21 protein-coding genes, 1 rRNA gene, 1 pseudogene and 1 riboswitch are annotated in these 22,741 nt (G+C 38.1%); of the genes and pseudogenes, 8 read left to right on the top strand and 15 right to left on the bottom strand.

Features of this window, described 5'->3' with window-relative positions:
- Positions 1-73: 73 nt before the first annotated feature.
- Positions 74-1,408, bottom strand: a complete 1,335-nt coding sequence (locus tag D8Q48_RS13060; protein ID WP_121056742.1) for a VWA-like domain-containing protein — start codon at positions 1,406-1,408, stop codon at positions 74-76.
- A gap of 11 nt (positions 1,409-1,419) precedes the next feature.
- Positions 1,420-2,382, bottom strand: a complete 963-nt coding sequence (locus D8Q48_RS13055; protein ID WP_117992054.1) for a leucine-rich repeat domain-containing protein — start codon at positions 2,380-2,382, stop codon at positions 1,420-1,422.
- Positions 2,383-2,617: 235 nt separating this feature from the next.
- On the opposite strand from D8Q48_RS13055, the gene D8Q48_RS13050 reads away from it, so the two are divergent.
- Positions 2,618-3,463 (top strand): YitT family protein, encoded by an 846-nt coding sequence (locus tag D8Q48_RS13050; RefSeq protein WP_117992045.1) that lies wholly within the window; start codon positions 2,618-2,620, stop codon positions 3,461-3,463.
- 67 nt (positions 3,464-3,530) lie between these two features.
- Here the strand turns inward: D8Q48_RS13050 and D8Q48_RS13045 are convergent.
- Both D8Q48_RS13045 and D8Q48_RS13040 read right to left on the bottom strand, forming a co-directional pair.
- Positions 3,531-3,677 (bottom strand): annotated as a pseudogene (locus D8Q48_RS13045) (MerR family transcriptional regulator); the annotation flags it as partial.
- Positions 3,678-3,726: 49 nt separating this feature from the next.
- Positions 3,727-4,626: a hypothetical protein gene (locus tag D8Q48_RS13040; protein WP_121056740.1), complete on the bottom strand. Its 900-nt coding sequence runs from the start codon at positions 4,624-4,626 to the stop codon at positions 3,727-3,729.
- Positions 4,627-4,810: 184 nt separating this feature from the next.
- Positions 4,811-4,923: riboswitch (TPP riboswitch) on the top strand.
- A 141-nt stretch (positions 4,924-5,064) separates the two neighbouring features.
- On the opposite strand from D8Q48_RS13040, the gene thiW reads away from it, so the two are divergent.
- The 3 genes from thiW (at position 5,065) to D8Q48_RS13025 (ending at position 7,826) form a co-directional block, all read left to right on the top strand.
- Complete coding sequence (thiW, locus tag D8Q48_RS13035; protein WP_121056738.1) at positions 5,065-5,571, top strand: energy coupling factor transporter S component ThiW; 507 nt, start codon at positions 5,065-5,067, stop codon at positions 5,569-5,571.
- A gap of 304 nt (positions 5,572-5,875) precedes the next feature.
- On the top strand, positions 5,876-7,186 hold the full coding sequence (thiC, locus tag D8Q48_RS13030) for a phosphomethylpyrimidine synthase ThiC (RefSeq protein ID WP_118688953.1): 1,311 nt from the start codon (positions 5,876-5,878) through the stop codon (positions 7,184-7,186).
- A gap of 259 nt (positions 7,187-7,445) precedes the next feature.
- On the top strand, positions 7,446-7,826 hold the full coding sequence (locus tag D8Q48_RS13025) for a hypothetical protein (RefSeq protein ID WP_117992041.1): 381 nt from the start codon (positions 7,446-7,448) through the stop codon (positions 7,824-7,826).
- Between the two features lie 119 nt (positions 7,827-7,945).
- Here D8Q48_RS13025 and D8Q48_RS13020 read toward each other — a convergent pair whose 3' ends face one another.
- Together D8Q48_RS13020 and kduI are read right to left on the bottom strand one after the other, a co-directional pair.
- The gene (locus tag D8Q48_RS13020; protein ID WP_022074702.1) at positions 7,946-8,740 is read right to left on the bottom strand and encodes a gluconate 5-dehydrogenase; all 795 of its coding nucleotides are present in this window, start codon (positions 8,738-8,740) and stop codon (positions 7,946-7,948) included.
- 97 nt (positions 8,741-8,837) lie between these two features.
- Positions 8,838-9,701, bottom strand: coding sequence for a 5-dehydro-4-deoxy-D-glucuronate isomerase (kduI, locus tag D8Q48_RS13015; RefSeq protein WP_022074703.1), 864 nt, complete (start codon positions 9,699-9,701; stop codon positions 8,838-8,840).
- Between the two features lie 274 nt (positions 9,702-9,975).
- Between kduI and D8Q48_RS13010 the strand changes: the two genes are divergently transcribed.
- Positions 9,976-10,845: an AraC family transcriptional regulator gene (locus D8Q48_RS13010; protein ID WP_022074704.1), complete on the top strand. Its 870-nt coding sequence runs from the start codon at positions 9,976-9,978 to the stop codon at positions 10,843-10,845.
- Between the two features lie 34 nt (positions 10,846-10,879).
- On the opposite strand, the gene D8Q48_RS13005 is transcribed toward D8Q48_RS13010, so the two are convergent.
- From D8Q48_RS13005 to dctP, 6 genes are all read right to left on the bottom strand, one after another.
- The gene (locus D8Q48_RS13005) at positions 10,880-11,521 is read right to left on the bottom strand and encodes an L-rhamnose mutarotase (protein ID WP_118688957.1); all 642 of its coding nucleotides are present in this window, start codon (positions 11,519-11,521) and stop codon (positions 10,880-10,882) included.
- A 56-nt stretch (positions 11,522-11,577) separates the two neighbouring features.
- A complete protein-coding gene (locus tag D8Q48_RS13000) occupies positions 11,578-12,447 on the bottom strand; it encodes a polysaccharide deacetylase family protein (protein ID WP_172697012.1) in 870 nt (289 codons plus the stop codon).
- A 90-nt stretch (positions 12,448-12,537) separates the two neighbouring features.
- Positions 12,538-13,656 (bottom strand): glycoside hydrolase family 88 protein, encoded by a 1,119-nt coding sequence (locus D8Q48_RS12995; protein WP_022074707.1) that lies wholly within the window; start codon positions 13,654-13,656, stop codon positions 12,538-12,540.
- A gap of 16 nt (positions 13,657-13,672) precedes the next feature.
- On the bottom strand, positions 13,673-14,977 hold the full coding sequence (locus D8Q48_RS12990) for a TRAP transporter large permease (RefSeq protein WP_022074708.1): 1,305 nt from the start codon (positions 14,975-14,977) through the stop codon (positions 13,673-13,675).
- The gene (locus tag D8Q48_RS12985) at positions 14,978-15,454 is read right to left on the bottom strand and encodes a TRAP transporter small permease (protein WP_117992038.1); all 477 of its coding nucleotides are present in this window, start codon (positions 15,452-15,454) and stop codon (positions 14,978-14,980) included.
- 11 nt (positions 15,455-15,465) lie between these two features.
- Positions 15,466-16,488, bottom strand: a complete 1,023-nt coding sequence (dctP, locus tag D8Q48_RS12980) for a TRAP transporter substrate-binding protein DctP (RefSeq protein WP_121056736.1) — start codon at positions 16,486-16,488, stop codon at positions 15,466-15,468.
- 316 nt (positions 16,489-16,804) lie between these two features.
- Here dctP and D8Q48_RS12975 point away from each other — a divergent pair, with 316 nt between their 5' ends.
- Positions 16,805-17,692 carry an AraC family transcriptional regulator gene (locus D8Q48_RS12975; RefSeq protein WP_117992036.1) on the top strand — a complete coding sequence of 296 codons (888 nt, stop codon included), beginning with the start codon at positions 16,805-16,807 and terminating at the stop codon, positions 17,690-17,692.
- Positions 17,693-17,722: 30 nt separating this feature from the next.
- Here the strand turns inward: D8Q48_RS12975 and D8Q48_RS12970 are convergent, their stop codons facing one another.
- Positions 17,723-18,535, bottom strand: a complete 813-nt coding sequence (locus D8Q48_RS12970; RefSeq protein ID WP_121056734.1) for a sugar phosphate isomerase/epimerase family protein — start codon at positions 18,533-18,535, stop codon at positions 17,723-17,725.
- A gap of 226 nt (positions 18,536-18,761) precedes the next feature.
- Here D8Q48_RS12970 and D8Q48_RS12965 point away from each other — a divergent pair, with 226 nt between their 5' ends.
- A complete protein-coding gene (locus D8Q48_RS12965) occupies positions 18,762-19,400 on the top strand; it encodes a bifunctional 4-hydroxy-2-oxoglutarate aldolase/2-dehydro-3-deoxy-phosphogluconate aldolase (protein WP_121056732.1) in 639 nt (212 codons plus the stop codon).
- A 41-nt stretch (positions 19,401-19,441) separates the two neighbouring features.
- Positions 19,442-20,464, top strand: coding sequence for a sugar kinase (locus D8Q48_RS12960; RefSeq protein WP_121056730.1), 1,023 nt, complete (start codon positions 19,442-19,444; stop codon positions 20,462-20,464).
- A gap of 276 nt (positions 20,465-20,740) precedes the next feature.
- Here D8Q48_RS12960 and mgtE read toward each other — a convergent pair whose 3' ends face one another.
- Together mgtE and D8Q48_RS12950 are read right to left on the bottom strand one after the other, a co-directional pair.
- On the bottom strand, positions 20,741-22,135 hold the full coding sequence (gene mgtE / locus D8Q48_RS12955) for a magnesium transporter (RefSeq protein ID WP_121056728.1): 1,395 nt from the start codon (positions 22,133-22,135) through the stop codon (positions 20,741-20,743).
- 493 nt (positions 22,136-22,628) lie between these two features.
- A 23S ribosomal RNA gene (locus D8Q48_RS12950) occupies positions 22,629-22,741 on the bottom strand; the annotation flags it as partial.

Genomic DNA, 22,741 nt, shown 5'->3' with positions numbered 1-22,741 from the left:
ATGTTCCCTTCTATACTTCCTCTTACTTTATTTCTGTCAAATCAGCCAATGTAACTGCCGATACGATAGAAATCTATCCTAATTCATCCTCGCTTAATATTAGTTTGATTGCCCACACAGGAACATCTACATCTGTATAATCTTCCTGCATAAAAACAAATGCTGTTTTAAATGGCGGCATTCTATTTGGATAAATGCCGTACCCATCTGTAAAATATATCAATCCACGCAAGTCATGAAACTCTTTTTCCCTGACCAGCTGCTCCACATATTCAAATGCCGGACGAAAGTCTGTCCCTCCTTGACCATACAAATCCATATGTTCCATGTATTCTTTTAATTCCTCTTCACTTGTAATCTTACAGTCAGAGTGCACCTGCTCATCACACTGAATAATATGCACATTTATTTTCTTAAAAAAACTTTCATTTTCCTTCAGAACGCTATAAGTCTCCTCCAGAAATTTTTGTACCAGTTCACCGGAGCACGACATGGAAGTATCTATAACAATCGCAAACTCTTCTATTTTCTTTACTTCTTTTGTTTCCTGCGGTTCTATCAAAGGCATGTTTCCATATAATGATAATCCATAACTATAAAAATTATAATCAAAAGAATCCGGGTCGATTCCCATTTCTTCCCTGAACACAGAAAACTTTCTAAGAAATGATTTGTAGTCATGCCGTTCTCTATTCTCTATTTTTATCTGTCCAATGAAATCACCATTTTCTTGTGATGCTTCTTTCGAAAATGTCTCCAAATCTGTTTCCATTTGTTCATTGATGTCCTGCCACTTCTGATTCAATATTGGATCTGGCTGTCGGTTTGGTTTCTGACTCTCCCAATATCGATGATCGTCCACATAAAATTCCTGTTCTAATTTCTCCAGTTCCTTTTCTCCGAGATTCCAGCTTTGCAGAATCTTGAAAATGCGTTCCGCATTCAGCACTTTTCCATTTGCTTCCTGCTCCAACCGCCTATATGTTTCACGCCGCAGCAAACTCTTAGGTGCCCTCACCGACCTATGATAATTGGCATCCACCAGATGTTCTACCGCAACATCACAGCTTAGCTCCCACACATTTCCATTTACAGGTTTTACAATATGACGGAAAATGCAATGATATACCATATGCAAATATCCCCGATTAACTTGAATTCGATTTCTTCGGTACATTCCACCCAATAATTGCGGATGATAAAAGATGCTTCTTCCGTCTGTTCCAAATGGTGCAATCTCCGTATTCATCTGATAATCAAAACTGCTTAAAGCCACATCAAAAAAACGCATACCGAAATATAATTCTGCACGGGATGCATTCAAAATTTGTGTCCCGATTCGCTCTAATTGTTCAGCAAGTTCACCGATCGCATCCAGCGTTCCTAATCCTTGATTGTCCATCTGCATCCCCTCCTCTTTTATAATTCAAACGTTTTCTTCTTCCGCTCCGGATACAAGCTCTGTTTTTCGTTCATAAGAAAGCTTAATGTTTCTCCCCTCTTTTTTTCAGAGGCTTCCATAATAGCTATGTCCAACATCTCCCGGCTCCAAAGATTTTGTTTACTCAAAAATTGCAATCGTTCAATCGCATCTTGCTCCACTAAAATCTCTGACCACTGTGCAAAATGTTCCAACATATAATCTTTATACTCATCTTTGTTTTTATCCGTCAAATCATACGGATATTCTAACCTGTTAAACACCATATCGACCAATACTTCTTGTTTATCCTGTGCTTTTGCCAAAACAAACAACTCATCATATTTTCGATAATCCATTTCCTTATTATAGAAACACTGTCGATAATTATTGCCCGTTCCATGATGTTGTGTAAACAAAATTCTTGCCGGTGTATTTTCCACCGCTTCCTCATAATGTTCCGGGAATACTAATCTTGCCTCTTTCCCTGATTCTTCATATATAAAAGTAACATCTATCCGCTGCCACAAATCTCCAAGAATCTCTTTTACACAAGATTTCTCTCCCCGCTTCATATGCACTTTCAATCCACTCAATTTGCCACATCCGGTAAATGCTCCACTGCCTATACTCATTAATGTATTGGAAAATTCTAGATATCGCAATTCCTTACAGCCATAAAAGATATAATTACCGATTTCTTCAACAGTCTCTGGAAAGATAACTTTCTCCACATCTACTCCCGCAAGCAATTTATTATTTTCTTCCAGCAGAAGACCGTCTTCACTTTCATACGTAAGCACATCCTCATCTTCCTGTGATTTTCTCGCCGAAAATGTGTATGCAGCTACTTTTTTTACCGGATATCCGTCAATTTGTGCCGGAAGCGTTACGCAGGAATCCACTCCATAGCAACGGACAATTTCTATATAATCTTTTTGAATTCGATACTCTATTTTCATACTTTTACACCCTCGAAATTTTTCACTTTTCTTATTATAGCATAAAATTTTTTTCTTTTTCTGCACTTTTATCTGTACGATTTTATTTTGCGTTGACAAATAAATATCCTCGCGTTACAATTCGGTTGGTATATGGAAAAAAATTACTGTTCACATGGCATTTTATAAACAGTAATTAAAAGAATTTTCTTTTGAATTCTTATAGGTAACATAAGCAAATTTCAGGAGGATTCATATGAATATAAGTAAGATAAAACACTTTACTTTACTGACTGTCAGCACACTCATTATGGCAGTTGGAACTTATTTTTTCAAATTTACAAACAATTTTACTTTTGGTGGTATCACCGGTCTTGCCGTACTGGTTGCCAAAACCGGGAAAATATCCGCCAGTGATTTTTCATTTATCATGAATATGCTGTTGCTGTTACTTGGATTTTTTGTACTGGGTAAAAAATTTGCAGCAAAAACTGCCTACTGCAGTATTCTGCTTTCTGTTGCACTTTCTGTCTTAGAACGTGTCTGTCCAATGACCCATCCTCTGACAGACCAGACGATGTTAGAACTTTGCTTTGCAATCGCACTCCCTGCACTTGGCTCTGCCATTCTTTTTAATATCGGCTCATCAAGTGGCGGGACGGATATCATTGCTATGATTATTAAAAAATACAGCAGTTTCGATATCGGAAAAGCATTGCTCGTATCCGACATTCTGATCACAGTTGCCGGATGCTTTGTATTTGACATCAAAACCGGACTGTACTCCTTCCTCGGACTTGCCGTTCGTTCTTTCATGATCGACAACTTTATTGAAAGCTTTAATCTTTCGAAATATTTTAATGTTGTATGCGATGATCCACAACCTATTTGTGATTTCATTGTAAATGAGCTAAACCGCAGCGCAACTGTTGTAGATGCCCAGGGTGCATTTACCGGAAATGAAAAATATATTATCTTCACTGCACTCAACCGCCCTCAGGCAATTAAACTTCGTAACTATATTAAGGAGAATCAGCCAACAGCCTTTATCTTGATATCGAATACAAGCGAGATTATTGGTAAGGGATTTCATAGTGTGTAAAGTAAAAAGAGAACCAGCCCGACTCAACTTAAATTTTGAGTCGGGCTGGTTCTCTTTTAAGACAGGCGTTCTCTTCTGCCTGCTCAAAAGGCAGCATACCTTCCTCCGTATAGAACTTCAAAGTACTGTAGCGTACTGCAGTAAGCCGCGCAAGTTCTCCGATTGTCACATATTCCGCCTGTTCTATTACTTCCATACTTCTCTGTCTTGACATCTGCTCACCTTTTCCACTATTCACATACTTGCTATGCCAGTACCCTTTTCTACCAGTATGCCGGTACCAGATTAACTCCCTGAATCGGTACTTTATACGCCGTTTTTGTCATCGGGAATATGCGATAATATATATTTCCTATTTTCAGCAATGTCTCACTGCCTATTCTTATTTCTTCTACTGTAAATCCTTTTTTATCCAGATATTCTACTGCCGCAGCCCTTCTATCTGCTACATTTGTCCCCCAAATAACCATATCTATAAATACAGATTTCCTTCTGTCAAGATAAGGGAACGCAAGATTCACACCTTCTAAATATGGATTCTTGAACAACTTACTCTTTGTCTTTACAAAACGATTCATAACTCCTTCGAAAATACTGTGGAACTCTGCTTCCCATAGTGTACGATACTGCTCATCCTGCGTGGCAGCCTCTGTCATACGCTCTTCTACACGACTCTGCTCTGATATAGAAAACAGATCATGAATACAACCACTCTCACGAAGAAGCCATAATAAGACTGCATGTTCCAAACTAATTGGACCATCCTCTAAAATCTCTGCACGAAGGCCTTCTTTTATTCTAACATAACTTATCTCATCACTAAGATATGCCTTCAGCTCAATACCTGATGTATCATAATCCATATCACATCCCAGAAGATCCGGAACTTCCTTTAAAAGTTCTTCTGCTTTCAGAGCTTTTACCACTTCTTGCTCAATCTGAGATGTTTCTTTTTTCTTCAAAGTCTTTGCTATCTGCACTGCTTTCTGTAATGCCGCAGAAAATTCTGAAAATGAATTTGTATCTCTCCCCAACTTTGTTTCCAACACCTGTGCCGCAGCAACCGCACGCAGCACCGCATTTTTTGCCACACTTGGATGAAGGCTCTCCTGTCCGTTTAACGCAAGTAGCGCATATTGCTGAGATAATATAAGCTCTTTCATAACATTCTTCCTCTCTTTCAATTTATCTGCGAAATCTATATTCCACTTACTACTTACTACTTAGAATATATAGTATAATATATTAATTTTCAAGTTGTTACTGTTCACTCAAAGTTTCCATTTTTTAAGATTCCCCTTGCAATTTCATACATATAGATGCATAATATCACTAGACAACAATTTTATATTGTCACTGGGGAGCTGGCGAAAGCCGGCTGAGAGGAAACGTAATTCCGTTTCGACCCATTTAAACCTGATTTGGATAATGCCAACGGAGGGAATGTATACCATGTAATTGATTGAGATGCCCTCGCATCTCATTTCTTTTATTTCGGACAGCTGGTAGGATCTTCACTTCAGGTGAGGATCCTTTTTTCATCTCAATTTTTTCAAAATGACAAACGCATTTCCGAAGAAAAAGAAAAGGAGACTCAGATTATGAATGAAACAAATAAAACAAAAAAATTAGCACTTGCCGGAGTTCTTACTGCTCTTGCAGTTGTAGGAAGTTTTTTGAGCATTCCCGTTGCCGGAAGTAAATGTGCTCCGGTTCAGCATATGGTCAATATTCTTGCCGCTGTTACACTTGGCCCTGGTTGGGGCGTCGGCATTGCTTTCTGTGCAAGCCTGCTTCGCAATATACTTGGTCTTGGAAGCCTTATGGCATTCCCTGGAAGTATGGTCGGTGCATTGTGCTGTGGACTGGTTTACAAAAAATGTAAAATCTTAAGCCTGACTTGTCTTGCTGAAGCTATCGGTACCGGTATTCTTGGTGGTATCGCAGCTTATCCGGTTGCCCGCTTCCTTATGGGTGCTGCACCTGCAGGACTGTTCGTTTATGTAATACCATTCCTTATTTCTACTGTGGCTGGAAGTATCCTTGCATTTATCCTGATTTCAATCCTTCAGAAAAGTGGAGTGATATCACAGCTCACTACAGCATAATTTTTTTGTTTGACCAAAAAGCGATACATTGGGGACACCACCTTGTACCGCTATAAAAAAGCAAATCGCTTTATGATTTTGTATATCATCAGATTGCTCTGATGTAGGCGTTAGCAAAAATTTTTCATATCCATAGAGAAATATTTTCTCTTATTTCTTCTATGCTCATTCACTGGACGTGTTGGTTTTTCGATGAATGGTCTGTATCACTACAGACTTTCATCTTTCATGTACGCTGTCCGTATTTTGCTGACGTCATAAATATAATTTATTTTTTTACTAAAATGATTGGAGGCAAAATAACATGAGAAACTACACAACCCAGATGGATGCAGCCCGCAAAGGAATTGTCACTCCTGAAATCAAGCTTGTTGCTGAAAAAGAACATATGGATGTTGATAAACTTATGACACTTGTTGCTGAGGGTAAGGTTGCCATTTGTGCAAACAAAAACCATACTTGCTTAAGTGCCGAAGGTGTCGGAAGTATGCTCCGCACAAAAATTAACGTCAATCTTGGTGTATCGCGTGACTGTAAAGATTATGACGTAGAAATGCAAAAAGTAATGAGTGCGGTAAACCTAGGTGCCGAAGCAATCATGGATCTTTCAAGCCATGGAAATACTCAGCCTTTCCGTCGCAAACTGACAAGCGAATGTCCTGTTATGATTGGAACTGTTCCTGTTTATGACAGTGTTATCCACTATCAGCGTGACCTTGCAACACTTACAGCTCATGATTTTATCGATGTTATCCGTATGCATGCAGAAGATGGTGTTGATTTCGTCACACTTCACTGTGGAATTACAAGAAAAACAATCGAGCAGATTAAAAAACATAAAAGAAAAATGAATATCGTAAGCCGTGGCGGAAGCCTTGTATTTGCATGGATGAGTATGACAGGCGAAGAGAACCCATTCTATGAATACTATGATGAAATTCTTGATATCTGCGAAGAGTATGATGTAACAATTTCTCTTGGCGATGCCTGCCGTCCCGGATGTCTTGCAGATGCAACAGATGTATGCCAGATTGAAGAACTTGTTCGTTTGGGAGAACTTACAAAACGCGCCTGGGATCACAATGTACAGGTTATGGTAGAAGGTCCTGGACATGTGCCGCTTGATCAGGTTGCAGCCAATATGAAAGTACAGCAGAGTATCTGTATGGGAGCTCCTTTCTATGTACTTGGACCTCTTGTAACAGACATTGCTCCTGGTTATGACCATATCACAGCTGCCATCGGTGGTGCCGTAGCTGCCATGAGTGGTGCTGCATTCCTCTGCTATGTAACTCCTGCAGAGCACCTTGCACTTCCAAATGTAGAAGATACAAAACAGGGAATCATTGCTTCTAAGATTGCAGCTCATGCAGCCGATATTGCAAAAGGAATTCCTGGTGCACGTGATATTGATGACAAGATGGCTGATGCCCGTCGTGTTCTCGACTGGGATGCTCAGTACGCATGTGCTTTAGATCCTGAAACTGCTAAAGCGATCCGCGACAGCAGAAAACCGGAAGATGATCACAGTGACACTTGCAGCATGTGTGGAAAATTCTGCGCTGTCAGAAGTATGAACAAAGCACTTGCCGGAGAATATATTGATATACTGTAAAACCAAACATGTCGTAAATAAGTAGCCTGTTGGCTACTTATTTACGACATAGTTTTTATTTCTGGAAATTTACTTTACCACATTGTACGCAAAACATCACCCTTTAAATATAGATTTCCCCTTGCTTCTTCTTTTACAGACTTTAGCTTCTGTTGATTTACCATATAAGATATATTTTACCGAGAACACTCTAATAAATTACAGCTTTCTGTTGTATCAAGAATATTTTTTTGTACAAACTTCAAACACTGGAGCAAAAATGAATTTACTACAAAAATATATCTTCGTGCCACTTGACATTTTTAAGCAGATTCAGCACAATGAAAACAGAGCAATAAAGATAGAAACAAGGCTGGAAGCATGGCTTGCGTTTCTGTGCATGGATGAACCGGAAGCAATCATTGAGATTATTGAACGATATCCGGATTTCAGGGAAATGTACACACAAGTCTATGAGATTTGCCGGAATGTCGAAGAGGTGATGAATATGTTTTCGAAAGAGTTGATAGAATTAGACCGGAATACAACGAAGTTGATGATTGACGAAATGCAGAAAGATATAGAACAGAAAGAAAAAGAACTTAAGAAAAAGGATGAAGAAATCCAAAAATTAAAAGAAGAATTACAGAAACAAAAGTAATATACTACTGTATAAAAGGGCGCTGTCACATAGCACCCTAAAAACAGCCCATTTTGTACATAACAAAACAAAATGAGCTGTTTTTCTATATTATCAATTTATGATATTTTAAAAGATTCTTATTGTGGCTGTTTGCCGATATAAGCAAGGATTCCTCCGTCTACATACAAGATATGTCCATTTACAAAGTCTGATGCATCAGATGCCAGGAATACTGCAGGTCCCTGAAGGTCTTCCGGTGTTCCCCAACGAGCAGCCGGTGTTTTAGCAACGATGAACTGGTCAAATGGATGTCTGCTTCCGTCTGCCTGTCTCTCACGCAGTGGTGCTGTCTGTGGTGTTGCAATATATCCAGGTCCGATACCATTACACTGAATATTGTACTCACCATACTCAGAACAGATATTTCTTGTAAGCATTTTCAATCCACCCTTTGCTGCTGCATAAGCAGATACAGTCTCACGTCCAAGCTCACTCATCATAGAACAGATGTTGATAATTTTTCCGTGTCCTTTTTCTTTCATTCCCGGAATAACTGCTTTAGAAACGATGAATGGAGCATTCAAATCTACATCGATTACTTTTCTGAACTCATCAGCTTCCATTTCAAGCATTGGTTTTCTCATGATGATACCTGCATTATTTACAAGAATATCGATGATTCCAACTTCTTCGTTGATTTTAGCAACCATTGCCTGAACCTGTGCTTCATCTGTTACATCACATACATATCCATGTGCATCTACACCGATTTCTTTGTATGCAGCAATTCCTTTATCTACTTTTTCCTGACTAAGATCATTAAAGCAGATTGTTGCTCCTGCTTCTGCATAAGCAGATGCGATTCCAAATCCGATTCCATAAGATGCTCCTGTTACGAGTGCAATTTTACCTTCCAGTGAAAAATTAACCATGTTAAATTCCTCTCTTTCTTCTTATTATAATTAGATTTATATATTAGGGATTATTATTTGTATATTAAATATGTGAGCTTCTAAAGTTCTTCCGTTATTATCTCAAATCTTTATTCTCGATATTGTCCATATCGCCGTAGTCCTGATTTTCTCCGCACATTCCCCAGATAAATGTGTATGCTCTCGATCCACATCCTGAGTGAATTGACCAGCTTGGAGAGATAACAGCTTCTTCATTATGCATAATGATGTGTCTTGTCTCCTGTGGCTCTCCCATGTAGTGCATTACAAATGCGTCATCTTCCATATCAAAGTACAGATAAACTTCCATACGTCTGTCATGTGTATGTGCTGGCATTGTGTTCCATACGCTTCCTGGAAGAAGTTTTGTCATACCCATTGCAAGCTGGCAACTATCCACCTGACCTGTCACAATATATTTGTTGATCACTCTGTGGTTAGAATCTTCAAGTGTTCCCATTTCCACTTTGTTCTCATCTTTTACAATCACAACACCCTCTTCAGGTTCTCCCTCAAGTTTGATATGTACTGTTGGGTAAGCAACGTGTGCCGGAGCACTGTTCAAATAAAATTTAGCCGGACATGAAGCATCTTTGCTTTCAAATGTAATATCTTTTGATCCACGTCCAATATACATTCCATCTCTTGCATTTACTTCATAAACGCGTCCATCAACTGTCACGATTCCATCTCCACCAATATTGATCAGTCCCATTTCTCTTCTCTGAAGAAAATATTCTGCTCTCAGTTCATCCCCTGCTGTCAATGCAAGCTTCTCCTGAACCGGTACTGCTGCTCCTGTGATGATACGGTCAATGTGGCTGTAAACCAGATTGATCTTGTCTGCCTGGAACAGATTCTGAATTAAAAATTCCTCTCTCAATCTGTCTGTTGTGTAGTGTTTTACATCTCTTGGTGATGCTGCTGTTCTTACTTCCATGATAATCCTCCTGTTATTTTTTGTAATAGCTATTTGATTTGTCTAAACAATGAAGTTCTGCTTTTTTAATGAGTTTTTTCTCATCTCTTGACTATACTATACCATTCGCTTTATTCCTTTTCTTGTGAAATGTTGATGTAAATGTTGAATATTTTGAACATACCTCGTATAATCAAAATAAGAGTTCAAAATTTGCATGTTTTATAGACTCAATTTGTTCAAACATTGCAATATTATTCGTATATTTATTCAAAAGAAAAGGAGGTTTAACCCAATGAAAGCTTGTTCTACATGCAAAGAATCTATGAAAAATTGTATCGACACACATTCTTTTGCATTTGCTCACTTATATAGTGATGAAAAAATTATGGATATGCATATTCACAATTGTTATGAAATCTATTATTCGATTTCCGGTGGCAAACAATTTCTGATTGATAATTGTCTGTATGACATCCATCCCGGTGATATTTTTTTGATCAATCAATTTGAAAGCCATCATTTAACTCAGATTGATCAGGAAACTCATGAAAGAATTATTTTATCTATTGACCCGGATTACCTGACACAACTTTCTACCCCAAACACCGACCTAAACCATTGCTTCAGTTTTCGAGATACCCATATGCCTCACTGTGTTCATTTAACACCGGAAGAGCAGAATAGATTCATTTATTTTATTCATAAATTTCAATCAAACGAAGGAATTGGTGAAGATTTATTAGATAAAGCAGTTTTTCTTGAATTGATGGTATTTTTAAATCAGACATTCCAAAACAGAGGTGCCGCTACTATAAAAAATGATGCTGAAAAATCAACATCCAAATATCATACGCAAGTGGATGAAATTCTTTCTTATATTAATTCTCATATAAAAGAACCTCTGACTTTAGAAGATTTGTCGGCACATTTTTATATGAGCAGTTCCTATATCTGTCGTATTTTTAAAGCAGCTACCGGAACGACGATCAATAAATACATCACTGCAAAACGACTGACCCTTTCAAAATCTCTGCTTAGTCAGGGATACAGTGTGACTGAAGCATGCGAGATGTGCGGATTTAATGACTATAGCAATTACTTAAAGGCATTTACAAAAGCAGTGGGCATATCTCCGAAGAAATATGCCCAGTTTAATTCATAATATTATGGGTGACTGGATAGTTACCCATAATTTTTTAATTATGCCACGCCAACCTCACGCTACTCACATGATGCTCCCCTGTCAGCCAGTCCACATCATTTGTGATCCAGTCCATAATCTCAAGCTGGCGTGTCTCCCATACAACTGCATTTGCATGAGCCTCGCTTGTTTCCTCTTCTTCCATCGTAATATCGATCTCATCATATCCAAAAATATATCCGCCGGCACTCCAGATACTAAAATTACTGTTCGGTCCCGGATCAATCGTATCCCCTCGCTGTGCAATCAGTGCATCGTGACGACGCTTATATTCTTCCTCGCAGCCATCATGAAGTTTTGTCATAAATACTCTGTGACGGATAAGTTCTTTCTTCTCACGAACGATTCCAAAGTTGTGATACATTAATCGCATGTCTTCCCCCGGTGTCGATATCCATGTAAATGTATCATCGAGCTTTGACACAATCTCCCGTATCTCGTCATCGACACAATACGCTGCGCCATCCTGCCACTCTCCATATACAAACATCAGGTTTTCTGCATTCCAGATACTAAAGTTCCCCACTTTATTCTTATCTAGCCATGCTGTCAAATCAGGCCAGATTTCTCCTAGTTTCTTCTTGAACTCATTCATTTTTCCTTCATTTATTGCTACTGCTGCCGCATGACGTTCCATATTCTACTCCTTCCCTATTGCGATTGAATTCTCTCTCGTAAAAATCAACCTACTTCTTATCGATGTTCATATTCAATTTCAATTGTTTCTCCTGCTTTAATCTCATATGCTTTCCCATCCACCTGCATCCATACATCAATACACGATGGATTATAAATATAATCACCCGTTGCAGAATATACCAATAATTTCACAGCATTGATATATTCACAGATTTCTCCATTTGTCGCATACCAGATTTCCTCACGATTTCCCACTGTCTTTAAAAATCTCTCAATTTCATTCCATTGATTATAGGAATCAAATTCATACGCATGTCCCCATAGATAATACAGCCATGGTTCTACATATCGCTCCTGATCAATCGTTTCTAAGAACACATCCAACAGCTCAAACATTTTCGAATCTGTATGATGACAGGTTGGATGCCACGCCAGAAAATCTTGTGGCATGGAAAATGCGTATGTTGGTTTTGTTGTTCTCGCATATGTAATCCCACAAAGTCCTGCCACCTGCTCTACCTCGGTGCTCCAAGTTCCAAACGGATATGCCATACCGGTCACCGGATGTTTCACCAGTTCTTCCAGTTCTTTTCTACACTCTGTAATCTCGTAGGATACCATTCCAACAGGAACTTTCGTCAAATCCGGATGTGTCATGCTGTGTACTGCAATCTCCTGATTTTTGTATATTTCCGCGATTTTGTCTTTAGAAAATTTATTATGATTTACTCCGGTGCCTCCCTGAACAAGCCAGTCATTATCTCCCATAAGTCCTGGATTCAAGTTAAATGTTCCTCGGATTCCATATCGTTCCATTAATGTAATCAGCTGTTCATCCTGCGTAACTCCATCATCGTAACTCATTGTAAATGCTTTCTGCTTTCCTCCCGGAAATAACATGACATCTCTTCTTAATCTCAACATATCTCCACTCCTCCTGTCTGATTTTGAATCTCTACAATGCACTTCAGCCATACAGACAAAATGCTGTATGGCTGAAAATCTTTTCTATTTTTATAAGTGTAACAATGCTTCTGCAAGTGCAAGGATTGTCAACGACTGACCGTATGCCATTGGTGCAATAAGAATATTTTTATAATGCTCTGCATTCATTCCCATTCCTGTTCCACCGGATACATTCAAAACTGTTCCGTCTTTGTCTATATTTTTCATAATTCCCTTAATTGCTTTCTCTGCACATGGAAGATAAGAATCATCCAGAATTCCCATACGGATTCCTTTTAAAATACCGCATGCAATCGCTGCTGAACCGGATACTTCCTCGTAACTGCTTGCATCTGTCAGGACTGTATGCCACAGTCCGCTCGGAGCCTGCAATTTCTTAAGTGCTTTTACCTGTGCTTTATATGTATCAACAATAATTGTCTTTACTCCCGGATTCAATGTCCCTTTAAACATATCAATGTAATCCAGGATTCCTAATGTAAACCAACTGTTTCCACGGCACCAGAAAATCCCACCGAAGTTATTATTTCCATTGAATGTCCATCCATGATAAAATAATCCGCTCTTTTTATCATACAGATATTTAATGTGCATCAATACCTGATGAATTCCTTCGTTGATCCACTCTTCATTCTGATATTTCTGTCCCATTTTATTTAAGAAAAGAACTGTCATAAATAACGTATCTATCCACATTTCATTTTCATTGAGGCGCACACCCTGACGATCTCCGTTTGCACTTGTCACATGCTGGAATCCGCCTTCTTTTGTCCTTGGAATACAGTTCATCAGCCAATCAGCCCAATCGAGACAAAGTTTCTCAAACTTTGCATCATGACAATACTCGTTGAGCTCTGCCAAAGTCAGAAGCGGTGTTGTTGTGTTGATGTTTCTGGATGGAAGTCCCTGTTCCATATTCTCCACAAACCAATCCTGAAGAAATTCTTTATATTTCTCATTTTTATCATATTCCATGATTTTTAACAATCCGTACAATCCAACACCCTGCGGCCAGTCCCACTCACGGATTCCAAAGTCTCGTTTGAAAAATCCGATTGCTTCGCCTCCATCTGAAAGTTCCTTCTCATTATCCGGTCCTTCCAGATTTAAAAGCTTCTCAATCACAAGATCTAATTTTTTTCTCAACTCTGTTTCTTTTATATTCATATTTTATAAAACTCCTTTACATGAGTCCCAGAACTGTTGGCAGCCATGTGCTGATTGCCGGTACAAATGTAACGAATAATAATGCTACTACAATTGCACCAAAGAATGGGATCAATTTTCCGATAACATCTTCTACTTTTAATTTTGCCACACTACATCCAACGAACAATACGCTTCCAACAGGAGGTGTGATCGTACCGATTGAAAGGTTCATTACCATCATTACACCAAACTGGATCGGATCCATACCGATTGCTGTGATAACCGGAAGGAAAATTGGTGTGAAGATCAAAAGTGCAGGTGCCATATCCATGAATGTTCCTACGATCAAGAGAATTACATTGATCATAAGAAGAATCACAATCTTGTTATCTGAAACTCCAAGCATCAGGTTACTGATTGCCTGTGGAAGTCCTGTAAAGGACAGTACAAATGACAATACAGAAGACGCACCGATGATTAACATAACGATCGTTGTTGTCACTGCCGCATTTACCAGAATGTCTTTAATCTCTGATAGTTTAATGCTCTTATAAACAAATACTGATAAAATAAATGCATAAATTACAGCTACTCCTGAAGCCTCTGTTGGTGTAAAGTATCCTGATAAAATACCTCCGATAATAATTACGATCAACAATAAACTTGGGATAGAATCTAAAATTGTTTTGCCGACAACAGCTGCTGTCATTTTTTCTCTCTTAACTACATAACCATGTTTTTTACCATAAATGAATGCTACGATCATGCAAAGGAATGCCCATAATAATCCTGGAATCCATCCTGCCATAAATAATGTAGCTACTGCTGCTCCACCACTTGCTGCTGAATATACGATAAATGCATTTGTTGGAGGAATCAACTGTCCAACAGGTGCTGTTGCAATGTTACATGCTGCTGAGAATTTTTCATCATAACCTTCTTCTTTTTCAAGAGGTCCCATAACTCCACCTACTGCTGTTGCAGCAGCGATACCTGATCCTGACAGAGAACCAAACATTGCATTTGCAGCAACATTTGTCAGAGCCAGTGAACCCGGAACTCTTCCAAGAATCAACATTGCTAAATTAATCAAACGTTTCGCAATACCACCACTACTCATCAACTGACCTGCAAGGATAAAAAACGGTACTGCAAGTAATGTAAAACTATCAATTCCACTTACCAGCTTCTGTGCGGAAATAAACATTCCAAACTGTGGATTTAGGAACATAACAATAGTAACAAGTGCTGCTGAAATAATACTGAACGATACTGGAACGCTCATTGCCAACAGGAAAAAGAATACGATAACCAGTACGATTGCTGCTTCTATCTGCATTTATTTCTCCTCCTTTGTCTCTTTTAACTCTTTCACAAAACGGATTAGACGCTCTCCGGAATAAATGATCATCAATACTCCGCAGATTGGTGCTCCGACATAATAAAACTGCATTGGAATTCCCATAGCCGGTGACAACTGTCCGACTGCATTTATTGTTACCATGATTCCACCTGCGATTAACACGAATGCGCTGAGGAAGAGAACCAGAATCTCAATAAAAATCTTATTTCTTAAACTTCCTTTTTTTGTAAATGTAGTTGTAATAAATCCGATTGAAATGTGCTGTTCTTTTCCGTATGCGTATGGAACTCCTAGCATTGTCAGCCAGATTAGTGCGTATCTCAAAAGTTCTTCTGTCCATGAACTTGCATTATTTAAAACAAATCTTGTAAAAATCTGCCAGAAACATCCGACAACCATTACTACAACAAGGAATGCCAGAATGTATTCCAAAACTTTATTTAATTTCTTCATTGTTCATCCCCCTATTCTGCGTAACTCTGAATGTCATCATAAAGTGCCTGGTAATCCTTGCCTTTTCCACAGAACTCCTCGTGGATTGGCTGTACTGCTTCAATGAAAGCACTCTTGTCAATGTCTCGATAAACATGAACACCATGTTCTTCTGCTTCTTCTATAGCCTCATCCATCATTCCATTGTACAGCTTCTTAAAGTTTTCATTTGTCTTCTCAAGACACTCAACCAGATAATCCTGCTGCTCTTTTGTCAGGCTATTCCATTTCTTTGTACTGATAATGTAAATATCCGGTGAATACTGATGCTCTGTATATGTATAAGATGAAACCAAATCTTCATGTGCATCTACTGTCAATGCCAGCTCTGTATTCTCAGCTCCGTCTACGATTCCCTGCTGAAGTGCTGTATATGTTTCACTTCCTGCCATTGGCACCGGAGAACCGCCCATTGCCTGAATCATTTCCATAGATGTTGAACTTGGCATAGAACGAATCTTTTTACCTTTTAACACAGATGGGTTATCACAAACCACATCCTCTTTCAAATAAAAGTTTCTTGCACCGTTTGCATAGTATCCAATTGCAATGTAGCCCTGATCTTCTGTTGACATAAACAGGTCTTTTACTTCCTGACTTTTTTCCATTGCTGTGTAGTAATGATCCTGATCCACAAACAAATATGGTACTGCAAAAATAGAATAACGATCTTCAAACTGTCCCAATGTATTTGAACTTACTTTCGCCATATCCAGGATTCCTGCCTGAACCATCTCTATTTCTTCTTTTTCAGATCCAAGAACACCACTTGCGTAAATATTTACATCCAGATTCATAGAATCATCTTCTGCTACAAACTCAGAAAACTTTGCAATAGAATCTGCAATTTCTGAACCTGCTGCCTGGTTATGAGCCAGTCTGATTTCAACCTTATCCGTACTGTTAGCTCTTACAACTGACACAAATGTTGCTGCAACTATACACAATCCGACTGCGGATACTGCGATCCCAATCTTTTTCTTTATGCTTCCCATGTTACTCTCCTTTTCTCTAAAGCCTTCCTAACTTTGCCCTCATTCTTTTTAACCGGTCATAAGAATGAATGGTTTTTTTATCTTGTGCACGTTTTCATGGCTTGCATTTTAGCACATACATAGGTGCATTTTTACTCAAATATTGCTGTTATATCCATTTTTTCAATTTATATTGCACTCATTTTTGTCTAGAATTTATCATTCTTTTGTTGTAAGATGATTCTAGACAGAATTTTTTATCACTGTTTATATACAGCATATTAACAATTTTGAAACTATTATAGACTCTTTTTCTTTAGAAAGCAGGTACATTTTTTTGGAAAAGCTAACATCTTATTGTTCAATTGATGGAATTTCTCTTGAGCACATGGTTCGATATGGGAAATTTGATATGAGGGTAAAACATTTTCACGATGAATATGAAATCTTTTACATTTTAGAAGGCGAACGACTTTTTTTCTTTAATAACCGAAGCTTCGCTGCCAAAAAAGGAGATTTAATCTTGGTCGACAGTAATCTGATTCATATGACCAAGTCCTTTTCCAACGATACTTCCGGTCATAATCGAATTATTTTATATGTGACAAGTGAAAAAATGCAGGAGATTGATAATACTTATCCATCCCTGCAGCTGGTGAAATTTTTTCATAAACATACCGGAGTCTTCCATCTGACTCCGGCACAACAAGATAATTTTATGAAGTTGTATTACTATTTTAAACAGGAATGTGCAAAGCGCCAACACGCATACAAACATGCCGTAGAACTTGCAGTCATCAACTACTTACTTTCCCTTACCCGTGACTTGGGAAATAGCCATGGCGAAGAACCACAGGTTCCGACTGATGGGAAATACAAGCATGTTTATGAAATTGCCGATTATCTTTCCCAGAATTGTGAACAGCAATTGTCATTGGAAGAAATTGCTCAGCGATTCTACTTAAGTAAATATTATGTCTGCCGATTATTTAAAGAAGTCACCGGCTATTCTATCAATGAATATATAAATATCCATCGTGTTCAGAAAGCTCAGTGGTATCTTACAGAAACAGACTTGAGCATCTCTGAAATCGCCGGCCGGATAGGTTTTGGAAGTATGACACATTTTGAAAAAATATTTAAAACCTATACAACTATGACTCCTTTAAAATATCGTAAATCCGGTCATATTTTTGCACCTTCCGAATTACCGATAAATCCGTAAACGGATACTGTATACCATAAACAACTCTGTTTATAGATTTTTAAGGTATTCGATATCTTTTTTATCTGTCTGTGGATTCATCTCTTCTCTTAACAGATACATATCTGGTCTGTTCTTATGCAGCCATTCGGATATTGCCTGATACTGGATCACACCTTCTCCAAGAAGTGTCGGGCAATACTGTCCGTTTTCATCTAATTTGAAATCTTTAATGTGCATTGCTTCAATATATTTTCCAGCCTCATTAAGCCATTCACTCCAATATGCATACTGATTTGTAGTATCTGGAAATTCCAGCAAATTAGATGCATCGAAAATCATTCGCAAATGTTTTTCATCCTGAATCTGATTCATTACATCTAAAATTTCCTCCAGATTTTCAAGTGGATGCCAGTACACCGGCTCTATTGCAGCTTTTACATCTAATCTTGCAGCTTCATCCACAATTCTTTTTACACTATCTATCATATGCGGATACCATATTTTTTTCTCTTCTTTACTCAGATGTGGATATGCTGTCTCTGTTCCTACAACTGTTGCTCCAAGCTCCTTGTTGTATGCCAGGCACTTTTTAAATGTCTCTACTGCCTTTTCTCTGACCATATCGTCTGGATTTCCCAAATCCATATAACATCCAAACACCGGTATCTCAATCTCATGCTTTTCAAACTCTGTACGTATTTTATCAAGATGTGCCACTGTAATATCGTCATAGCTGTCAATTTCTGCAAATGCTTTTGGTAATGCCAACTGTGCACAGTTATATCCTCGTTCATGTAATGTATGTGCGAGTTCTTCAATTTTCATTTTTCCATAATCATGGGCTCTTACTCCGATTTTCATTGTCTCTTCTCCTCGTTAATAGTTAGTCTTTCCAATGTAATCGTATTTTACCACCTCTCTTCTTCTGGCTTCTTGTTTTTTCTTATAGAAAATCTTGAATATTTTGACCTTATCATGCAATATCATGAACATTTCTTCAAATCATGTTGTTTTTTCAAATTGAAATCAGTAAGATGAACTCATAATAAGAAAATCAGAATAAATGATTTTGGAGGATTTTAAGAATATGAATGATATTTTAAATCAGCTTGAAAAATGTATGATCGTACCTGTCGTTGTTTTAGAAAATGCTAAAGATGCAAAGTCTCTGGGCGAAGCTCTTTGTAACGGTGGTCTTCCATGTGCTGAAGTAACTTTCCGTACAGAAGCAGCAGAAGAATCTATTCGCATTATGAGCGAAAGCTTTCCTGAAATGCTTGTCGGAGCGGGAACAGTTCTCACTACAGAGCAGGTAGACCGAGCTGTTAATGCAGGAGCAAAGTTTATTGTAAGTCCTGGATTTGATGAAGAAATCGTAGATTACTGCCTGGAAAAAGGAATCACAGTTCTTCCTGGATGTGCTACTCCATCTGAAGTTGCCAAAGCTGTAAAACGCGAGCTTGAAGTTGTGAAATTTTTCCCTGCAGAACAGGCCGGCGGACTTCCAATGATCAAAGCTATGGCTGCGCCTTACACTATGGTTAAATTTATGCCAACCGGCGGTATTAATCCGGAAAATGTAAAAGACTATCTTGCGTTTAATAAAATTTTTGCATGTGGTGGAAGCTGGATGGTAAAAAATACATTGGTAGAGAATCAAGAATTTGATAAGATCTGCGAGCTTTCTAAAGAAGCAGTCACAATTGCAAAATCTATCCGCGGATAAGTTATAACATACAGGTAATTATTTTAAGAGAGGTTAACACAATGTCTAAAAAATATGATTTGCTCACACTTGGAGAACTTCTTCTTCGTCTTTCTCCACAGGCAAACGAAAGAATGTCAAGAACAAAGATTTTTGAACAAAATATTGGTGGTGCAGAATTTAATGTTGCTGCCGGAGCTGCACAGCTTGGACTGAAAACAGGTTTGGTAGGAAAAATTCCAGCTCATGCAATCGGTCAGCTTGCAAGAAATGAAGTGCATTTTCAAAATGTATCTGATGAATATTTGTCTCATGATAACAGTGCTGATGCCCGTCTCGGTGTATATTATTACGAAACCGGTGCCGCACCTCGTAAACCAGGGATTGTCTATGATCGAAAACATAGTTCGATGACAAGCCTCTCAATTGATGATTTTCCGGAGGAAATGTACTCATCTACCCGTTGTTTCCATACTTGTGGAATCACACTTGCTTTAAATGAACAAGTACGCAAAGCTGCTATTGAAATGATGAAGCGTTTCAAAAAAGCCGGTGCTTTAATTTCATTTGATGTAAACTTTCGTGGAAATCTTTGGAGCGGTGCCAAAGCCAAGGCTTGTATAGAAGAAATTCTTCCTATCGTAGATATTTTCTTCTGCTCTGACAGTACTGCACGCCTGACCTTCTTAAAAGAAGGCACTCCTGAAGAGGTTATGAAAAGTTTCGCCGATGAATATCCGATTTCCGTTGTCGCAGCCACACAACGAATCGTTCACAGTCCAAAAAGACATTCCTTTGGCTCTGTTATTTATGATGCAAAAAAACAGACTTTTGTTAAGGAAGAAATGTACAAAGACATCGAAGTGGTCGACCGTATCGGAAGCGGAGACGCTTATATTTCCGGTGCTCTTTACGGATTGCTTACTTCTGAAAATGATACGCGAAAAGCTTTGCAATATGGTAACGCTGTCAGTGCTTTAAAAAATACTGTTCCGGGAGACCTTCCCTCTATGACACTTTGCGAAGTAGAAGAAATGATTAAAACTCATCAAGAAGGTGACAATGGACTGGAAATGAAACGATAATATCCTATCCCTTTCAAATACACTCTTTTCATATCATATTACTAAAAAAGTAAGCAGTGGAAATTTTTTAAATTCGACTGCTTACTTTTTTCAAGAATGCCTCTGCATTCTTGCTACGAGATGCGCGTCATGCAATGCATGACATACTTCTTCTGCGCATCTCTGCACTCCTGCCGGAGGCTATATCAGATGGGGGATTGACTCCCACCACTGATACTGATTTGTTACTCGCCACCTACAGAGGTGGGAGTCATCTCACATCTGATATATTATCTACTATGCTATATGCATAATCTCTATTAATAAAATCCATGCAAGACCATAATAAGTAACTACTGCCACTAAATCATTTACTGTAGTAATAAGCGGACCTGATGCAACTGCCGGGTCAATCTTAATTTTGTTGAAAAACAATGGTATTAATGTTCCAACTAAGCTTGATATTATCATTGCTAAAAACAACGATGCCCCTACACAGCCGGATATTAAAAATGCATGTCCCAATGAATATCCTTTAAATAAGTATATATACACCCCTAGAAATACAAGTGCAAGCATTCCCAATAACAATCCACTGCTAAATCCTACTTTTGCTTCTTTAAATGTCAAATGCAGCTTATCTTTCGCACTTAAATTTTCATCCATAAGCACACGGATTGTAACAGCAAGTGACTGTGTACCGACATTTCCAGCCATATCAAGAACTAATGACTGAAAACATATAACGATTGGTAATATTGCTACAACATCTTCAAATACACCCACTACCGAAGACACCAGCATTCCGAGGAAAAGCAATATAACAAGCCACGGTAAACGCTTTTTCATACTGTCTTTTGTACTTTCCTGAAGATCTTCCTCTGCTGACAATCCGGCTAATTTTGCATAATCTTCACCCAATTCATCATCAACTGCCTCGATAACATCTTGAGCTGTCAAAATACCGATTATCTTATTTTCATCATTAAGCACAGGAAGCGAATCTTCAGCATAATCTTTTATCTTTTCAATACTTTCAGAAATTTTTTCGTGGTCACGAAGATAAGGATAGGAATAACTTATCAGCGACTCCAATGCCATTCCTGCTCGTGCGATAATCAAATCTTTAAGATCGATTGCTCCACAAAAATGATCCTCTTCATCAACTACATATATCGTTGCAATATTATCATTCTCTCCTGCTTGCTGTACGAGTTCATGCATTGCCTGACGTATTGTAAGATTATCTTTAATGCATATAAAATTAGTTGTAATCAGACTACCTATTTCATCATCATCATAAGAATTGATCAATCTGATATCTGCCTGTACATCCTCATCAAGTATCGATCTCAATTTAACTTTTACGTTTTCATCAATATCTTCCAGAAGATCTACCGCATCGTCGGCATCCATTTCATTAATAATCTCTGCCAACTTATAGATTCCTAATTCTTTAATATAATCATCGGGATCTTCAACATATGAAATAATCTCCGACATCCATTCAGAACCAAGTATATTGTAAAGATGAAGTCTTTCTGACTTATTAAGCAACTCTAAACTCTGTGCAATATCATTGTCATGATAATCATCAAGTTTTTCTTTTATCTCTTCATTTGATAATCCTGATCTGATAATATCAACAATTTCTTCTACATATATCGGTTCTTTTAATACTTCTTTTTTCACCTTAAGCCTCCTTCTCCCCAAAAAAGGGCATAAAAAATCCACCGCTAAATGCAGTACAACGCTTCGGTTGTGACACTCTGGTAACGATGGAAAAGGCTTAGATTAATAATTATTATAATTGGCGCACCTATAGACACTTGAAAGATATTCCAAGTGTTCTTCCATCGTTAGATGTACTTCGACTTCGACTATCACAACTGTCCATATAATTCGCCTCCTTCTTATTTCTTATTTCTTATTTTATAGTTCATCTATTTATAACATAATGCAAGAATTTTGTAAACGCAATTTAAGTAAAAAAATGTTAAAGAAAAGCATTCTGGTTACTGTTCACAGTACCTGTGAACAGCAACGCATTCTGTACAAACATAATTAATATTAAAACGCGCTTAAGAAATCTTCTCAAGCGCGTCTCTCATTCCATATCCGTATATCATGTACCTTCAAAACTGCATACAAAGTTTTTTCATCCATCTTGTTCCTATCACCTGTTCTGGTTATGCCCTCGACCTATTAGTAACAGTCAGCTCCATGTGTTACCACACTTCCACCTCTGCCCTATCTACCTCGTCGTCTTCAAGGGGTCTTACTAACTTGACGTTATGG

This window comes from Ruminococcus sp. B05 (assembly GCF_003628495.1).
Lineage (GTDB): Bacteria > Bacillota > Clostridia > Lachnospirales > Lachnospiraceae > Schaedlerella > Schaedlerella hominis.
This window is presented reverse-complemented; position numbering and strand designations above follow the sequence as displayed.